This is a genomic window from Bacillus sp. EB600 (genome assembly GCF_024494385.1).
Lineage (GTDB): Bacteria > Bacillota > Bacilli > Bacillales > Cytobacillaceae > JAEVLT01.
In genome coordinates, this window is the sequence record NZ_JAEVLT010000010.1 from 146,293 (window position 1) to 160,707 (window position 14,415).

Consider the following 14,415-nt stretch of genomic DNA (forward strand, 5'->3'; position numbering starts at 1 on the left):
TATAATTTCCTTATCCTAACGTTTTCGAAATAGCCTCAAGGACACGATCAGCTTGGAATGGCTTCACGATAAAGTCTTTTGCACCGGCTTGAATAGCATCAATAACCATTGCTTGCTGCCCCATTGCTGAACACATGATCACTTTAACATTTGGATTAACCTTTTTAATTTCTTTTAAGGCACTGATTCCGTCCATTTCTGGCATGGTTATATCCATTGTGATCAGGTCAGGGACGGTTTCTTTATATTTTTCAATTGCTTGAATCCCATCAGCCGCTTCCCCTACCACTTGATAGCCGTTTTTTGTCAAAATGTCTTTAATCATCATTCTCATAAATGCTGCGTCATCCACAATTAAAATCCGATGTGCCATAGCTCGATTGCCCCCATTTTTACCTTAATTTTTTAAGTCGATCACTTTGACTAATTATATCTGTCACCCTAACACCAAAATTCTCATCGATTACGACTACTTCACCTTGAGCAACTAATCGATTGTTAACAAGAATGTCAACAGGCTCCCCCGCCAGCTTGTCTAATTCAATAATTGAACCTGATGAAAGCTCTAAAATTTCTTTAACAGATCTTTTCGTACTCCCTAGCTCAACCGTTACCTGCAATGGAATATCCATGAGCATAGCTAAGTTTTTCGGTTCTGTACCTTGCTGAGATTGTGGTTCAAAATTTGAAAAGACTGCTGGTTGGATGTTTGGCTGTTCGCCTCCTGGAAAACTTGTACCCATGTGCTGGTACCCTTGCTGCTGTTTCTCGGTAGCAGGCTTTTCGAGCGTTGCTGCTTGTGCCTGACCAGGATAACTTGATTGAGCAGTAGCTGCCTGCTGCTGATAACCGGTAACAGCTTGATTGGGTAATTGGCCTGAACTAGTTCCCAGCCCATTCTCGTAATAAGAAGGAATTGTTAATGGCTGATCAGGTACCTTTGAAAGTGAATCATTCTGATTGCTTTTACCAGGGTTCATTAATTCTTCAACTAGCTTAATCGAAAAATCAAGCGGCAATAACTGCATAAGCGATGAATCGATTAAGCTGCCTACCTTTAACCGAAAAGAAACCTTTACAAGTAACTCATCATCAGGAATTTTTTCTGTTCCTTGACCATGTGGGATATCAATTAAATCAATTGACGGTGGTGAAATATCAACCCGTTTATTAAAGACTGTTGACATTGATGTAGCTGCGGACCCCATCATTTGATTCATTGCTTCCTGAACGGCACTTAACTGAATCTCATCCAACACCTCTGGAGGATTGGAGCCATCCCCACCTAACATTAAATCAACGATAATCGCTGCATCACTCTGCTTTATAATTAATATATTGCCCCCGGTAAATCCTTGGGTGTAATTGACCTGAATTCCGATATAGGGAATTGGAAATTCATCGCTGATATTCGCTTTTTTGATTACAGTAACAGTAGGTGTTGTTATTTCCACCTTTTGGTTCAACAAAGTGGACAATGCTGTTGATGCACTGCCAAAAGAAATATTGCCAATTTCGCCTAACGCATCCTTTTCAATTGGGGACAAATAATTTTCTTCTTCTAGGTCAATTTGGTTAAGACTGTCATCATCTGTTCCTCGTAATAAGGCATCTATTTCATCTTGAGAGAGCATTTCATCACTCATCATCTTCTTCTCCCTCCTGCAAAGTATCCAATACCTGGATGGCTAGTTTTTTGTTAACTTTTCCCGGTTGACCAATAAATTTAGGTATTCCGCTAACTTTTATGGTTAGTGGCTGGTTGATTAGTTGATTTAATTCGATCACATCCCCGATATCAAGCGTCAGAAATTCCTGAATTGAAATGTCAGAGGTTCCTAACTCAACCGTTATTGGCAGTTCCGCTTTTTGAATACTTTTTTCAATGACTGCTATTTCTTTTGGCTGTTTTTCCTTTTGTTCTGCTTGAATCCAATAATGGACTGAGAGCTTAGGCATAATTGGTTCCAGCACAATGTGTGGAATACAAATATTTATCATCCCGCTTGTCTCGCCAATGACCGTATTTAAGGAAATGACCACTACTGTTTCATTCGGCGAAACCATTTGCAAAAACTGCGGATTCACTTCAAAGGCTGTTAAGATTGGATCAATTTCTTCCAAATCCAGCCATGCCTCACGTAAATTTTCAATTGCTCGCTCAAACGTATTTGACATGATCTTTGTTTCAATTTCCGTTAGGTTATGAATTTTGTTCACACTCATTCCCCTGCCGCCCAATAATCGATCTAACATGGTATAGGCGATATTAGGATTGACCTCCATTAAAATTCTTCCTTCTAACGGCGGTACCTCATATACATTTAGAATCGTCATATTGGGGATGGAACGAATAAATTCCTCATATGGAATTTGGTCGGCAGAAGCGACCGTAATTTGCACATATGTTCGTAGCTGTGCTGAGAAAAAAGTTGTTAACAGTCTTGCAAAATTTTCATGGATTCTTGTTAAACTTCTAATCTGGTCTTTTGAAAAACGAAGTGCTCTTTTAAAATCGTAAACTCTTACTTTCTTCTCTGTATGTTCTTTTTTAAGCTCGTCTGCATCCATCTCTCCTGTTGAAAGGGCAGACAAGAGAGCATCTATTTCACTTTGCGACAATACTTCTCCAGCCAAACCTTCCCACCTCCATTTTTAATCAAACTTCATTTAATTAGGCTATTACTGGAGGAGAGAATCGGTTATATACACTTGCACTACTTTTCCATCCTGCATAATTTGATTGATTTTATTTTTTAGTGTTTCTTCTAGCTTTACTTTCCCAGTTTTTCCTTGTATGTCCTCTTCTTTTGTATCTGAAAGCTCCTCAATCATAATATTACGAACTTGAAACTCCCGTTTGGTCAGTTCATCTTTGGCCGCTTTACTATCTGTCTGAATTTTAAAGGATATTTTGATATAATTGCTTGTTGCTAGATTCGTAGTCAAGTCGGAAATATCAACAGAGGTTTTGACCACGTCATCAATGCTAGGCTCCTTACTCTCACTTCCGTTTTTTTGTAGAAAGTAATAAACGGCACCTGCACCAGCAAGAACGATGACGACAATCATGATCAACATCGTTCTTAATAGCTTTTTACTCATCATCTTCCTCCCCTAACGGATGAGTTCCGATCAAGGTAATGGAATGGTAAAATTCCTTTACCATTCTTACTGCTTGCTCCTCCGTCTCCTTGATAACATATTTCCGGCCATTTGTTAGCGTAATCGTGGTGTCTGGAAAAGACTCAATCGTTTCAATGTAAATGGCATTTAATATAAAAGGTTTCCCATTTAGTCGCGTTAGTTTAATCACAAGTTTATTCCAGGGTCAATGGTCCAGCCCTTGCCCCTGTCTCCTTCCTGGACTATCGTTTTAAGTTCACTAATTCCTGTAAAATCTCATCAGAAGTGGTTATTATCTTTGTATTGGCCTGAAAGCCGCGTTGCGCTGTAATCATATCAGTAAATTCCTCAGACAGGTCCACATTGGACATTTCAAGTGAACCGGCTGCAATCGTGCCCCGGCCACTTCCAGGTACATTGATGTCAGGGGTACCGGAGTTGATTGTTTCTTGGAACATGTTGCTGCCTGCCCTTGTCAATCCGGAGGCATTACTAAATTTAGCTAAGGCAATCTGACCGAGGACTTTGATTAGCCCGTTTGAATACACGCCATTGATTTCACCTGTTGACCCAACGCTGAAGCTTTCAAGCTTCCCTTCTGCATTTCCGTCCGGAATTACCTGTGCTGTTGATGGATTTGTTACTTGCGTAAGCTTGGAAAAATCAAGATCTACTAATAACTTGCTCTCGTCTATAGCTGTTGTGGTGTCATTGACTTCGCCTGATGGAATGAAAATTCTCTCATTTGTTTTTTTAGCGTCCGTTGAGAGGATTTTTCCATTTGTATCAAAGTGTAAAGTATAATCTTCTGCAGTTGGTGCTGTTACTTTAATACTCCATGTACCAGTTGGTATAGCGGAGCTCGCGGCTGAAAAAAGCGATGGATCCGGTAATTGTATCTCTAAACCATCCTTGGTAAATTTATTGTTTATGATATTTGCTTTTAGGATTGGCCGAGGGCCTCCGCTGCCAGTATCAAACATAAATTGGGAATTTGGATCTACCTGCGTACCGTCGTAAGTGATCGTCCATGTTTGGTTCGATGCCCCAGTATATTTGTCAGGATTGGTTACTGAAACATCACCTGTAATATTTGTACTCGGATCCCGCTTCGTTTCAACCTCTGATGGATTTGGCTGGTTATTAATAAATACACCCCATTCGCCCGAACCAAGCTTTTTAAAATAGATTGTTGAAGCTTGCGGGTTGCCATTTTCATCAATTGTTTTTATTTGTTGAGAATAAACGGTTCCATCGTTTGCATTGGAAGCTAAATTACCTGAAAACTGAATATTCTTCGTCGTAATCGGAGGAAGGACCGCATTAACATTCACATTGATGTCCCCGTAATTATTCATTAAGCTTCCATTTGAATATTGGTAAGCCTGCACCTTTAATCCGTCTGCATTTACCAATGTCCCATTATTATCTAAATAAAAGTTCCCAGCACGAGTGTAAAATTGCTGGTTCCCCTGCTTAACGATAAAATAGCCATCGCCTGAAACAGCAAGATCAAGGGCACGTCCGGTAGTTTGTAAACTAGCCTGTGTATCAACGGTATCAATCGAAGCAACCGCTGATCCTAACCCAACCTGCATTGGATTGGTTCCGCCCCGGCCATTTTGCGCTGCACTTGCACCGGCAATCATTTGATTCATGGTGTCTTTAAATGTGACACGACCCTTTTTAAAACCGAAAGTATTGACGTTCGCAATATTATTTCCAATTACATCTAATTTAGTTTGGAAATTTTTCATTCCGCTAATACCTGAGTACATTGAACGAAGCATTCGATTTTCTCCCTTCTTTTTTAGCCGCTTCTGTCGGTCCGCAGCTAATGGCCTCCATTGAACAGTCCAGCCATTTGTTTATTCTAAAACAATCGTTCCATTAATGTTTGTGAAAATTTGTGAAGCTGCTTCTTCCCTTCCTAATGCTGTAATGACAGTTTGATTTTTTGCACTGACAATTAATGCTGCCTCAGGCAATAACACTAAAGAGTCCGTTATCCCCAGCCTTTTTGCTTCGGATACTTTTTCTTCAATTTTTGTCCAATTCTCACTCGTTATGTGAATATTTCTTTGCTTTAAGCGTTCTTGGGCATGCTTTGAGACCATTAATTTAGGTTTCGATTGAATCGCTGACTGCAATTGTGCTGAAAAAGATCCATTATTCGCTTGCTTTGCCTTCGGTTCTTTGTATGGATTATCTGGTACGAAAGCTGTTCCGATTAGACGAAATTGGGTATGATCCATTTCATCACTTCCACTTCATTATTCGATTTTTGTTATTTGCCCTGAGGTAATCGTTGTTCTTTGGGCGTCATCCAATTGAAAGCTTGTGCTTCCATCCTTAAATAACACAGATTTTACGACTGCTGTATTCTCGTTATTTTGGTCATCCGAGTACGTCACTGTTTTACCAATCATAGACGAAGCTTGCATAAATTGATTTTGCTCCACCGATTTAATAAATTTATCCATTGAACTGTTTAAATTTGTCATCTGCTCCAAGGATGAAAAAGTTGCCATTTGTGCAACAAAATCTTTATCCTGCATCGGATTAAGCGGATCCTGATTCTGCAGCTGGGTCATTAAAATTTTTAAAAAGTCATCTTTCCCCAGTGTACTATTACCTGTCTGTTTAGCTTGATTTTGATAGTTACTTAATAAATAAGTTGAGTCAACAGTATTTGTCATTGATATCACCTATACTTCCTGATTAAGAAGAGCTGCTTCAAGTGTGAGGGTAAAGCTGTCAGAAGAATCCTCATCCCCACTCGTTTCTTGCCTTTGATGCTGTGGATGTTCCTGCTGGTCCCTTTCGCCACGATTGAAGAAGTCCTCTTGCTGTGATTGCTGCCCGATTTGTACGTTATCAACCTTTATGTTTTGGGCCTCAAACGCATGCTTTAAATTATGTAAATGTGATTCGAGGGCTTCCTTTGCCGCTTCAGTTGTCGCTAGAATCCTTGCTGTAATCATTTGATCTTTTTGGATAAGTTCAATTCTGATCGAACCTAGACTTTCTGGATTTAGTTTAATAAACAATTTTTGAATGCCGCCATTTTTCGAAAATTGGCTTTTAGATAAAATTGATTCAAATTGCTGAATCAGGTCGTTAACCGATACCGATTTTTGCGTCCCGTTCATCATTACCGCCAGCTGTTCAGGCTTTGACATTTGCTGAAAAAATGGACTATTGCCATTCCAATCCGTTAATCTGTTGACCGCCTTCAATCGATTTTCCTCAGTAGAACCCATTGTTTTGGCATTTATATCGCTTACAAGCTGTGAAAATGTGTTCTGAAGATACATTAGCTTCGACTGACTTTGGCTAGTTTGGTCAATTTCTTGTAAATGATTGGAGCTTGAATCAAGCAATCCGGCTAAATACTGCTGCTGACTATTTTGATTGGAAAGCAAGCTGTATAGCTTAGCAGCCTTTAAAAATAGAGTCATGTTATCATTTAAACCAGAAAGTCCTACGTTGATTGGATCATTCTCAGCAAGCTTGTCCTTTGGATTTCCTTTTATTTCCCCCATGATTTCTGACCATTTTTTATCACTGATACCGAGGAGGCTTTTGACAATTTGTAATAAATCAGTTTGTGGCATTGACTGCTGATCACCAATCACTTGGATTCCCTTACCTTGTATTGCATCCGTTACTTGCTTAAGGTCATTATTTTTCAGGAATGAAAGTAATCCTTCTGAATCCTTAGTTTCGCTTTTATCCTTGGCAGATGGATTCATTCCTTGAGGATTTTTTTTATTAACAGCCTTATTTAACACTTGCTCAAAACTGGAATGCGATTTACTGGATGCCATTTTTTCCTTATTTACAGGTATAGGGTTGTTCCTAATCCCAGTTATCTCCATTTATTTACCTCCCTTCACGTGTAGGTTTTACGGTGTACTTTGTTGGCTTATTCCATCAGTATTTGTCATTAACTCGGTGAACCTCGCAGCTTGAGTTGGATCCATATTTTCCATAATCCCCGCGAGAACCTCTGGTTTGACGCTTGTTAATATTTTCAATGCTTCTGAATCAGTCATTTTCGCAATTATCGGTGCTGCTTTTTTAGGAGACATGGTTTCATATGTACTTACGATATCCTTTAAGGCCCGTTTGGCTTCTTTCTGGCTTGCTATTAGATCTGTGTTGTTCTGCTGTAAGCTGCTGTTTTCCAATTTTGCCTTTTGCAGTTCCTTGTCGCTATTATCGAGTTTTTCCTGTAGCTGGGAAATCTCTGCATCGCGATCCTTAAGTTGGGACTGCAATTCATTTACATTCTTTTCAATTATTTTTACACTTTGGGCATTTTCTTTTTGAAAAAAGCTTCCTGCAATCGGAATTTTTTGACTTATGACCTTTGCTTGATCAAAGACATTTACACCTGCTGCAGTAGCGACAATCAATCCTGCTGTTATCAAAAATAAAAGGGGAATGAATACAATTAGTAAAAATTTCTGTAAAGGCTTTGCTTTCTTACCTTGCATTTCTTCGTTCTCATTTTCCATTTGCTGTCCCACAGTTAATTCCCCCGATTCATATATTGCTGAATCGAGACATCATCCATTTGTTTTGCCTCTTGAAACTTTATTCCGTCAAGATAATGAAGTAAATCTTTTTCCTTCATTTTTGCGTACTTTTGGACTTCTACATTCGTTTCAATCAGTCTTTCCTGTTCGTGGTTCATTCGATTACGGGCATTTATGACCATTTTTTGATAGTATTCAATGCTGTTCTGTAAATTTGAAATAAATTGCTGATGGTGACGGACTTCTTGTATGGCCAGCCCTCCTGAAAGCCGCGAAGACTGATAACCTTCTACATCCTCTTTTTTCTTGAGAAGCTCATAAAGTTTTTCCCCAGCCTCCTCAAACTTCTGGACAGCAGTATGATAAGTTGCTAAAGCATCGCCTTTTTCCTTTTCTTTAACATGAAGGATTTTTTCGAATTTATATTGATAACCCACAGTTTACTCACCTTTTCCTATTAACTGAAATAACCGATTGGCCCCTTCCTCCATTGAAACCTTTTCCTCCGTACCTTGCTTTAGAAAAGAGATGATTTGTGGATACATCTGGATGGACTCATCTATTTCCTTAGAAGACCCTTTTTTATAGGCTCCGATATTGATTAAATCCTCCGAAGTCATATAGGTGCTGAGCAAACCCCTTAGTCTTTCAGCTGCTCGAGCGTGTTCTTTTGGAACAATATTATTCATGACCCGGCTAATACTTTTCAGTACATCAATAGCTGGATATTGTCCTTTATTCGCTAGTTCACGAGATAAAATAAAATGCCCGTCAAGAATTCCCCTTACCGTATCTGCAATTGGTTCATTCATGTCATCACCATCTACCAATACAGTATAAAAAGCTGTAATCGAACCATACTTGTTTGTTCCTGTACGCTCAAGCAGCTTTGGAAGGATCGCAAAAACCGATGGCGTATACCCTTTTGTAGTTGGCGGTTCTCCGATCGCTAAGCCTACCTCTCGTTGGGCCATGGCAACACGTGTAACGGAATCCATCATCATCATGACGTTTAGGCCTTTATCACGGAAATATTCGGCTATTGCAGTTGCTGTAAATGCACCTTTAATTCTCATTAACGCTGGTTGATCGGAAGTAGCAACAATAACGATTGAGCGTTTTAAGCCTTCCTCTCCAAGATCCCGGTCAATGAATTCCCGAACCTCCCGTCCCCGTTCACCAATCAAAGCAATTACGTTTAAATCTGCTGTTGTATTGCGGGCAATCATCCCAAGCAAAGTACTTTTTCCAACACCACTTCCTGCGAAAATACCAACCCGCTGACCATTACCAACTGTCAGCAGACTGTCAATTACTCTTACACCCACTTCAATTGCTTCTTTAATTGGCGGACGCTGCATCGGATTAGGAGGTGATTGTTCAGTTGGTACACTTGTTAACCCCTTCGGTAAAAGCGAGCCATCTAAGGGCTGACCGAGTGAATCAATGACATTACCGATCAAACCCGTACCAACCTTAATTTCGAGTGGCTTCAACGTCGCCTCTACTAAACTGCCTGGAGAAATATCCTGGATTGATGTGTATGGCATTAAGATGACGTCTTCATCCTTAAAACCAACAACCTCTGCCTGGATTTTCCGTTTTTTCGTTGTCCCGACGTGGATAAAACATACATCACCGATCGAACTTTCCGGTCCCTGTGATTCAATCATTAAGCCAACAACTCGTTTTACCCGGCCATAGCGCTTAAAGGTATCAATTTCATCTAAGTGTTCAAGAAGGTTCGCTAAGCTCATCAGCTTTCACTCTCTATCAGGTCAAGAAGTTTCCGTTTCAGTTCCTTCAGCTGACTATCAATACTCGCATCAATTCGGCCATTTGCTGACTCGATTAGACAGCTTGTTTCAGCTAGTTCATCATTTGGATAAATATAGATGTCGGTTTCTTTAGGAAATATAACTGTTAATTCGTCTTTTCTTGATAAAAGAAACTCATAGTGGCAAGGATGCACATGGAGCTGCACATCTCGAGATTCCCGCGCTTCCTTCAGGGCTCTTTTTGCAATGGCTAAGAATCCATCTTCGCTTTCGTTCAGCTTTTCTCCGAGAATTTTTTCGGCTGCACTTATTCCAATTTTAAGAATTACCTTTTCTGCTGAGGCTACTTGGTGTTGATAATCTTTTTTTGCTGTATTGACGACCTCTTGAGCAAAAAGAATAGCATTATGGTATTCCTGATAGCCCTGTGCTTTTCCATCAGCTACCCCTTTAGAAAACCCTTCCTCCCTGGCTGCTTCAGCCAAGGAAGCTTTTTCCTGCTCCCAGGCCATTTTTTCCCGTGAAATTTGCTCCCGAATGGACTGTACCTGTGATTGCGCCTCTTTCACAATCATTTCCGCCTTGGAAGAAGCTTGTTTTAACAGGTACTCTTGCTCAGCAGCATACAAGTTCATGTCAGGTAAAGAATCAGCATTTTTCAAAGATTCCAGCATTTTTATAGAAATGATTTTTTCGTCGTAGATGGATTGTGCCCACCCTGACTTGATTACTTTAGACAATAATATCATCTCCTCCACCACGGGCTATGACGATCTCACCAGCATCCTCTAAACGGCGGATGACTGCGACAATTCGTAATTGAGCCTCCTCAACATCACGTAATCTTACTGGTCCCATGTATTCTATTTCATCTTTAAATGTCTCTACCATCCGCTGTGACATATTCTTGAAAAGAATTTCCTTGACTTCTTCACTAGATACTTTAAGTGCAAGTAAAAGATCTTCATTTTCACAATCGCGGATAACCCGCTGAATAGCACGATTATCAAGGGTAACAATATCTTCAAACACAAACATTCTTTTCTTGATTTCTTCGGCCAATTCCGGATCTTGAATCTCTAGAGCATCCAAAATCGTTCTTTCAGTAGAACGATCTACCCCATTTAAAACTTCTACCACCGTTTCAATCCCACCTGTGTGGGTGTAATCCTGTGTAACTGTAGCAGAAAGCTTTCTTTCAAGAATTTGTTCCACTTCATTAATTATCTCAGGTGAAGTACTGTCCATAACTGCAATCCTTCTGGCTATATCAGCCTGAATTTCCTGGGGCAGTTCTGATAAAATTTGTCCGGCTTGAGCGGCATCGAGATAAGAAAGGATCAACGCGATGGTTTGTGGATGCTCATTTTGAATAAAATTTAAAATTTGGGCTGGGTCTGCTTTTCTTGCAAAATCAAACGGGCGGACTTGCAGAGAGGATGTTAAGCGATTTATGATATTCAATGCTTGTTCAGCACCTAGTGCCTTCTCAAGAATCGTTTTTGCATACCCGATCCCTCCTTGGGAAATGTAGTCCTGAGCAAGGGCAATATTATGAAACTCTTCTACTATTTCCTCTTTGGTCAATGAATCTACTTTTTTCACTCCTGAAATTTCCAATGTTAACTTTTCTATCTCTTCTTCATTTAAATGCTTATAAACATTCGCTGATACATCTGGCCCAAGTGAAATGAGGAGGACGGCTGCTTTTTGTTTGCCGGATAGCTCTTTTTGGTCTCTTCTTGCCATATTGTCTCTTCCTCCTCTTGTCTAGTCTTCAGCAATCCATGTACGCAGCAACTTTGCAAATTCATCTGGATGTTCTTTAGCCATTTTCTCTAACTGTTTGCGCCGTACCGTTCCTTCATTCTCTTTTTCCTCATTTACATCAGGAACATATAGGGCCTCAGCTTGAGAGACATCCTCGCTGTCTTCATTAATAGTTGGTTTACGTAAACGCAAAAATAATAATAGTAAAACCAGTACTGCTGCTACGAGGACACCTCCAACTACAAATATCCACCATGGCAGTGATGCTTGTGTAACTTTTGCAGTGCTTATCTTACCGTTAAACGGTTGAACAGAGACCACAATTTTATTTTGAACATCTTGATTGGTTAATGGCTTTCCAGTGCTGCTTTTATCGATTGTTGTTCGAACAATCGTCCCTAGTATATTGGATATATCCTTTACCGTAGATTTGGAAAGTGATTTTGGATCGTTTGGTTTCGGAGGTTCGACCATCACCTGAATGCCTAAATCTCTTATTTTATATGGACTTTCAACGATCTGTTTTCGAACACGATTTACTTCGTAATTTACTTTGTCATCTGTTTTTTCATAATCGCCATTAGATCCGCTTCCAGATAGGTAACTTGAGCCTAGCGAATCGGTAGAAGTTCCCGATTGGGGAGTACCGCCGGCTTGACTCCCATTCCCCGTAAAAGCTTCTTTAATATTTTCAGCACTTATTGCAATGCCCTTCATATTATCCTTGTCTACTGGGGTAACAAGATTTTCCGTACTCTTTTCCTGGGTAAAATCAATGTCAGCAGAAACAGATACTACAACCTTGTCTTGTCCTATCATTGTCGCAAGCATGGTTTGAACTTGACGCTGAATATCCCGTTCCACCTGCTTTTTAATCTCATTATTTGTTGTAAAGTTTGAACCAGCTAAAGAATTTTTGTCATTATTTAAGTCAAAGTACTCAAAAAATTGATTCATGATGACGATATTATCTGTAGGAAGGTTCGGGACACTTTTTGAAACAAGCTGATACAGCCCTTTTATTTGGACATCGCTGAACTGATAGCCTGGTTTCGTATTCACGACGATAGAGGCTGAAGCAGCTTCTCCTTTATCAGTTACAAATATCCCCTTTTCCGGCAGGTTAATCATGACCTTAGCGTCCTGAACGCCCTCGATCCCTTTAATTAAGTTGGCTAGTTCTGTTTGCATTGCATCAAGTTTAATCATATTAAATTCGTTGTCAGTTGTTCCAAGACCAGCATTTTGGCTAAAAAAAGAATAGTCGATACTGCCTGTTTTCGGGAGACCCTCAGCGGCAAGCTGAACCTTTAGATTATCAACGACATCATCCGGAACCTTAATTGTGGTACCACCATCTGCTAGTTCTGATTTCACACCTTTTGTATCAAGGCTTTGTTTGACAGTACCTGCCTCAGATGGAGAAAGATTACTGTATAAAGGAACAAACGTTGTCCGATTGATAAAAAAAGAAGAAATCCCAATTCCAGCAATCAGAAACAGCAGTGAACCTAGATAAATTCCTTTTTGTTTTTTCGTCCGGCTTTGCCAGAAACTTTTTATACTATTTGCGTATTTCTTCATCATTTCGTTCATGCTATTCCCCCGGTTATTCTGTCTTGTCCTCGACAGCGATAACCTTTTCTATTTATGTAAACTTTCTTAGCCTAAACTTGCATTCTCATCATTTCTTGATAGGCTTCAATCACTTTGTTGCGAACCTCTAATGTGGCCTGAAGCGTAATATTTGCTTTTTGCTGAGCAATCATCACCTGGTGAAGGTCCACATTCTCACCGTTAACCAATTTAGTTGTCATGTTATCTGCTTCATTCTGAGAATTATTGACTTGATCAATTGAATCCTTTAATACGGACGCAAAACTTTTTTTTGGTTCGAATGATGTAGTAGAGTTCGATACACTGTTATTATTTGTCGTAAAGATCTGTTGTACAGACGGAAATGATACATTAGCCATTTAGTATTCTCCTTTATTTGCCGATTTCCAGTGCCTTCATCATCATTCCTTTTGAAGCATTTAAAACCGTTACATTTGCTTCGTAGGAACGGGTTGCACTAATAAGATCAGTCATTTCCCGAAGGGGGTCTACATTCGGAAGTTCTACATATCCATCCTGATTGGCATCAGGGTTTCCAGGATCATAGACTGTTTTAAATGGTGTAGCCGTATCATCCTTTATTTGGGAGACGACGACACCATTCCCTGCTGAATTTGCTCCATCGCGATTGATCGCAGATTGCAGATATGACGAGAATGACCCTTCTTTTGGCTGTAGAACGACTGTTTTCCGTGTATATGGCACCCATTTCCCATTAACAAGCTTTCCATGGGCTGTATCAACGTTTGCCATATTAGAGGAGATAACGTCCATTCTAAGCCGCTGTGCTGTTAACGCAGATGCCGTTGTATTCATACTTTGAAAAATTGACATGTTTATTTACCTCCGCGAATAACATTTTGAAGGGTAGCAAACTTACTATTCTCTTGTTCGATGAGGGCATCATAGTAAATTTGGTTTGTTGCTAAATCTGACATTTCCTGATCAAGATCCACACTGTTCCCATTATTGTTGTATTGAACATTTGGCCGGGTAACAATTGAGGGCTGTGTTAGTGGATTATCAGAGAAGTCAATATGGCGATTATCCGTACGGTTTGTCGTAAAGTTTTGAGACAGCTCATTTTGAAGGATTGCTTTAAAACTGACATCCTTTGCTTTATAGTTCGGCGTATCGGCATTCGCAATATTTTGCGAAATCACCTTCTGCTTTGAGGATGAATAGTTTAGTGCTTGTTCCAGCGAAGTGAAAGTATTCGAAAATAGTTTCAAGAAATACACCTCTTTCGACAAAATCAAAAAATATGGAGGATTATGCTGAATTTACTCGGAAAACAACAATCTCTTATTTATTGTAATGAATCTGCAATAATATGTCTATGAAGGTTCAAGTAAATTTTTATGCATATTTTATCCAGAAGACCTTTCTTATTACCCTATAAGCATAGTGGAAATATGTCGAATCTTAGCTAATTTAAATGTCACTGTTTTCATAGTATTATATTTTACGAAAATAAAATTGGGCATATATACCCAAAATTGTTTACAAAAATAAAAAAATCCCTAATTGGAAATTCTTCCAATTAGGGATTTTTAATGTAACTGAATTTTCTAAAGGAT

At 39.5% G+C, this 14,415-nt stretch carries 18 protein-coding genes; all 18 read right to left on the bottom strand.

Going from position 1 to position 14,415, the window contains the following annotated elements; translation table 11 throughout:
* Positions 1-10 precede the first annotated feature (10 nt).
* The 18 genes from JN080_RS13185 to flgB all read right to left on the bottom strand — a co-directional run bounded on the left by JN080_RS13185 (position 11) and on the right by flgB (position 14,067).
* Complete coding sequence (locus tag JN080_RS13185) at positions 11-373, bottom strand: response regulator (RefSeq protein ID WP_256236473.1); 363 nt, start codon at positions 371-373, stop codon at positions 11-13.
* A 19-nt stretch (positions 374-392) separates the two neighbouring features.
* The gene (gene fliY / locus JN080_RS13190) at positions 393-1,649 is read right to left on the bottom strand and encodes a flagellar motor switch phosphatase FliY (RefSeq protein WP_256236474.1); all 1,257 of its coding nucleotides are present in this window, start codon (positions 1,647-1,649) and stop codon (positions 393-395) included.
* Positions 1,639-2,637, bottom strand: coding sequence for a flagellar motor switch protein FliM (gene fliM, locus JN080_RS13195; RefSeq protein ID WP_256236475.1), 999 nt, complete (start codon positions 2,635-2,637; stop codon positions 1,639-1,641). Before fliM ends, fliY begins: the two co-directional genes overlap by 11 nt.
* Before the next feature lie 45 nt (positions 2,638-2,682).
* Entirely contained in the window at positions 2,683-3,108 is a 426-nt protein-coding gene (gene fliL / locus JN080_RS13200) for a flagellar basal body-associated protein FliL (RefSeq protein WP_256236476.1), read from the bottom strand.
* Positions 3,098-3,316: a flagellar FlbD family protein gene (locus tag JN080_RS13205; protein ID WP_256236477.1), complete on the bottom strand. Its 219-nt coding sequence runs from the start codon at positions 3,314-3,316 to the stop codon at positions 3,098-3,100. Before JN080_RS13205 ends, fliL begins: the two co-directional genes overlap by 11 nt.
* A 52-nt stretch (positions 3,317-3,368) precedes the next feature.
* A complete protein-coding gene (locus JN080_RS13210) occupies positions 3,369-4,916 on the bottom strand; it encodes a flagellar hook protein FlgE (protein WP_309144676.1) in 1,548 nt (515 codons plus the stop codon).
* Between the two features lie 78 nt (positions 4,917-4,994).
* Positions 4,995-5,381 carry a TIGR02530 family flagellar biosynthesis protein gene (locus JN080_RS13215; RefSeq protein WP_256236478.1) on the bottom strand — a complete coding sequence of 129 codons (387 nt, stop codon included), beginning with the start codon at positions 5,379-5,381 and terminating at the stop codon, positions 4,995-4,997.
* An 18-nt stretch (positions 5,382-5,399) separates the two neighbouring features.
* Positions 5,400-5,825, bottom strand: coding sequence for a flagellar hook assembly protein FlgD (gene flgD, locus JN080_RS13220; RefSeq protein WP_256236479.1), 426 nt, complete (start codon positions 5,823-5,825; stop codon positions 5,400-5,402).
* 9 nt (positions 5,826-5,834) lie between these two features.
* Complete coding sequence (locus JN080_RS13225) at positions 5,835-7,007, bottom strand: flagellar hook-length control protein FliK (protein ID WP_256236480.1); 1,173 nt, start codon at positions 7,005-7,007, stop codon at positions 5,835-5,837.
* 27 nt (positions 7,008-7,034) lie between these two features.
* Positions 7,035-7,661 (bottom strand): MotE family protein, encoded by a 627-nt coding sequence (locus JN080_RS13230; protein WP_256236481.1) that lies wholly within the window; start codon positions 7,659-7,661, stop codon positions 7,035-7,037.
* Positions 7,662-7,663: 2 nt separating this feature from the next.
* Positions 7,664-8,107, bottom strand: coding sequence for a flagellar export protein FliJ (fliJ, locus tag JN080_RS13235; RefSeq protein WP_256236482.1), 444 nt, complete (start codon positions 8,105-8,107; stop codon positions 7,664-7,666).
* Between the two features lie 3 nt (positions 8,108-8,110).
* Positions 8,111-9,427: a flagellar protein export ATPase FliI gene (gene fliI, locus JN080_RS13240; RefSeq protein WP_256236483.1), complete on the bottom strand. Its 1,317-nt coding sequence runs from the start codon at positions 9,425-9,427 to the stop codon at positions 8,111-8,113.
* Positions 9,427-10,197: a flagellar assembly protein FliH gene (fliH, locus tag JN080_RS13245; protein WP_256236484.1), complete on the bottom strand. Its 771-nt coding sequence runs from the start codon at positions 10,195-10,197 to the stop codon at positions 9,427-9,429. The genes fliI and fliH overlap by 1 nt, the downstream gene beginning before the upstream one ends.
* Entirely contained in the window at positions 10,181-11,197 is a 1,017-nt protein-coding gene (gene fliG / locus JN080_RS13250; RefSeq protein ID WP_256236485.1) for a flagellar motor switch protein FliG, read from the bottom strand. Before fliG ends, fliH begins: the two co-directional genes overlap by 17 nt.
* 21 nt (positions 11,198-11,218) lie before the next feature.
* Positions 11,219-12,814 carry a flagellar basal-body MS-ring/collar protein FliF gene (fliF, locus tag JN080_RS13255; RefSeq protein ID WP_256236486.1) on the bottom strand — a complete coding sequence of 532 codons (1,596 nt, stop codon included), beginning with the start codon at positions 12,812-12,814 and terminating at the stop codon, positions 11,219-11,221.
* Positions 12,815-12,885: 71 nt separating this feature from the next.
* On the bottom strand, positions 12,886-13,194 hold the full coding sequence (fliE, locus tag JN080_RS13260; RefSeq protein ID WP_256236487.1) for a flagellar hook-basal body complex protein FliE: 309 nt from the start codon (positions 13,192-13,194) through the stop codon (positions 12,886-12,888).
* A gap of 13 nt (positions 13,195-13,207) precedes the next feature.
* Positions 13,208-13,669: a flagellar basal body rod protein FlgC gene (flgC, locus tag JN080_RS13265; protein ID WP_256236488.1), complete on the bottom strand. Its 462-nt coding sequence runs from the start codon at positions 13,667-13,669 to the stop codon at positions 13,208-13,210.
* 2 nt (positions 13,670-13,671) lie between these two features.
* Entirely contained in the window at positions 13,672-14,067 is a 396-nt protein-coding gene (gene flgB / locus JN080_RS13270; protein ID WP_256236489.1) for a flagellar basal body rod protein FlgB, read from the bottom strand.
* Positions 14,068-14,415 lie beyond the last annotated feature (348 nt).

Bases quoted from the DNA above. Each gene is read 5' to 3' on its own strand.
- JN080_RS13185 (WP_256236473.1), bottom strand. From the start codon at position 373: ATGGCACATCGGATTTTAATTGTGGATGACGCAGCATTTATGAGAATG.
- fliY (WP_256236474.1), bottom strand. From the start codon at position 1,649: ATGATGAGTGATGAAATGCTCTCTCAAGATGAAATAGATGCCTTATTA.
- fliL (WP_256236476.1), bottom strand. From the start codon at position 3,108: ATGATGAGTAAAAAGCTATTAAGAACGATGTTGATCATGATTGTCGTC.
- JN080_RS13210 (WP_309144676.1), bottom strand. From the start codon at position 4,916: ATGCTTCGTTCAATGTACTCAGGTATTAGCGGAATGAAAAATTTCCAA.
- JN080_RS13215 (WP_256236478.1), bottom strand. From the start codon at position 5,381: ATGGATCATACCCAATTTCGTCTAATCGGAACAGCTTTCGTACCAGAT.
- flgD (WP_256236479.1), bottom strand. From the start codon at position 5,825: ATGACAAATACTGTTGACTCAACTTATTTATTAAGTAACTATCAAAAT.
- JN080_RS13225 (WP_256236480.1), bottom strand. From the start codon at position 7,007: ATGGAGATAACTGGGATTAGGAACAACCCTATACCTGTAAATAAGGAA.
- fliI (WP_256236483.1), bottom strand. From the start codon at position 9,427: ATGAGCTTAGCGAACCTTCTTGAACACTTAGATGAAATTGATACCTTT.
- fliH (WP_256236484.1), bottom strand. From the start codon at position 10,197: ATGATATTATTGTCTAAAGTAATCAAGTCAGGGTGGGCACAATCCATC.
- fliG (WP_256236485.1), bottom strand. From the start codon at position 11,197: ATGGCAAGAAGAGACCAAAAAGAGCTATCCGGCAAACAAAAAGCAGCC.
- fliF (WP_256236486.1), bottom strand. From the start codon at position 12,814: ATGAACGAAATGATGAAGAAATACGCAAATAGTATAAAAAGTTTCTGG.
- fliE (WP_256236487.1), bottom strand. From the start codon at position 13,194: ATGGCTAATGTATCATTTCCGTCTGTACAACAGATCTTTACGACAAAT.
- flgC (WP_256236488.1), bottom strand. From the start codon at position 13,669: ATGTCAATTTTTCAAAGTATGAATACAACGGCATCTGCGTTAACAGCA.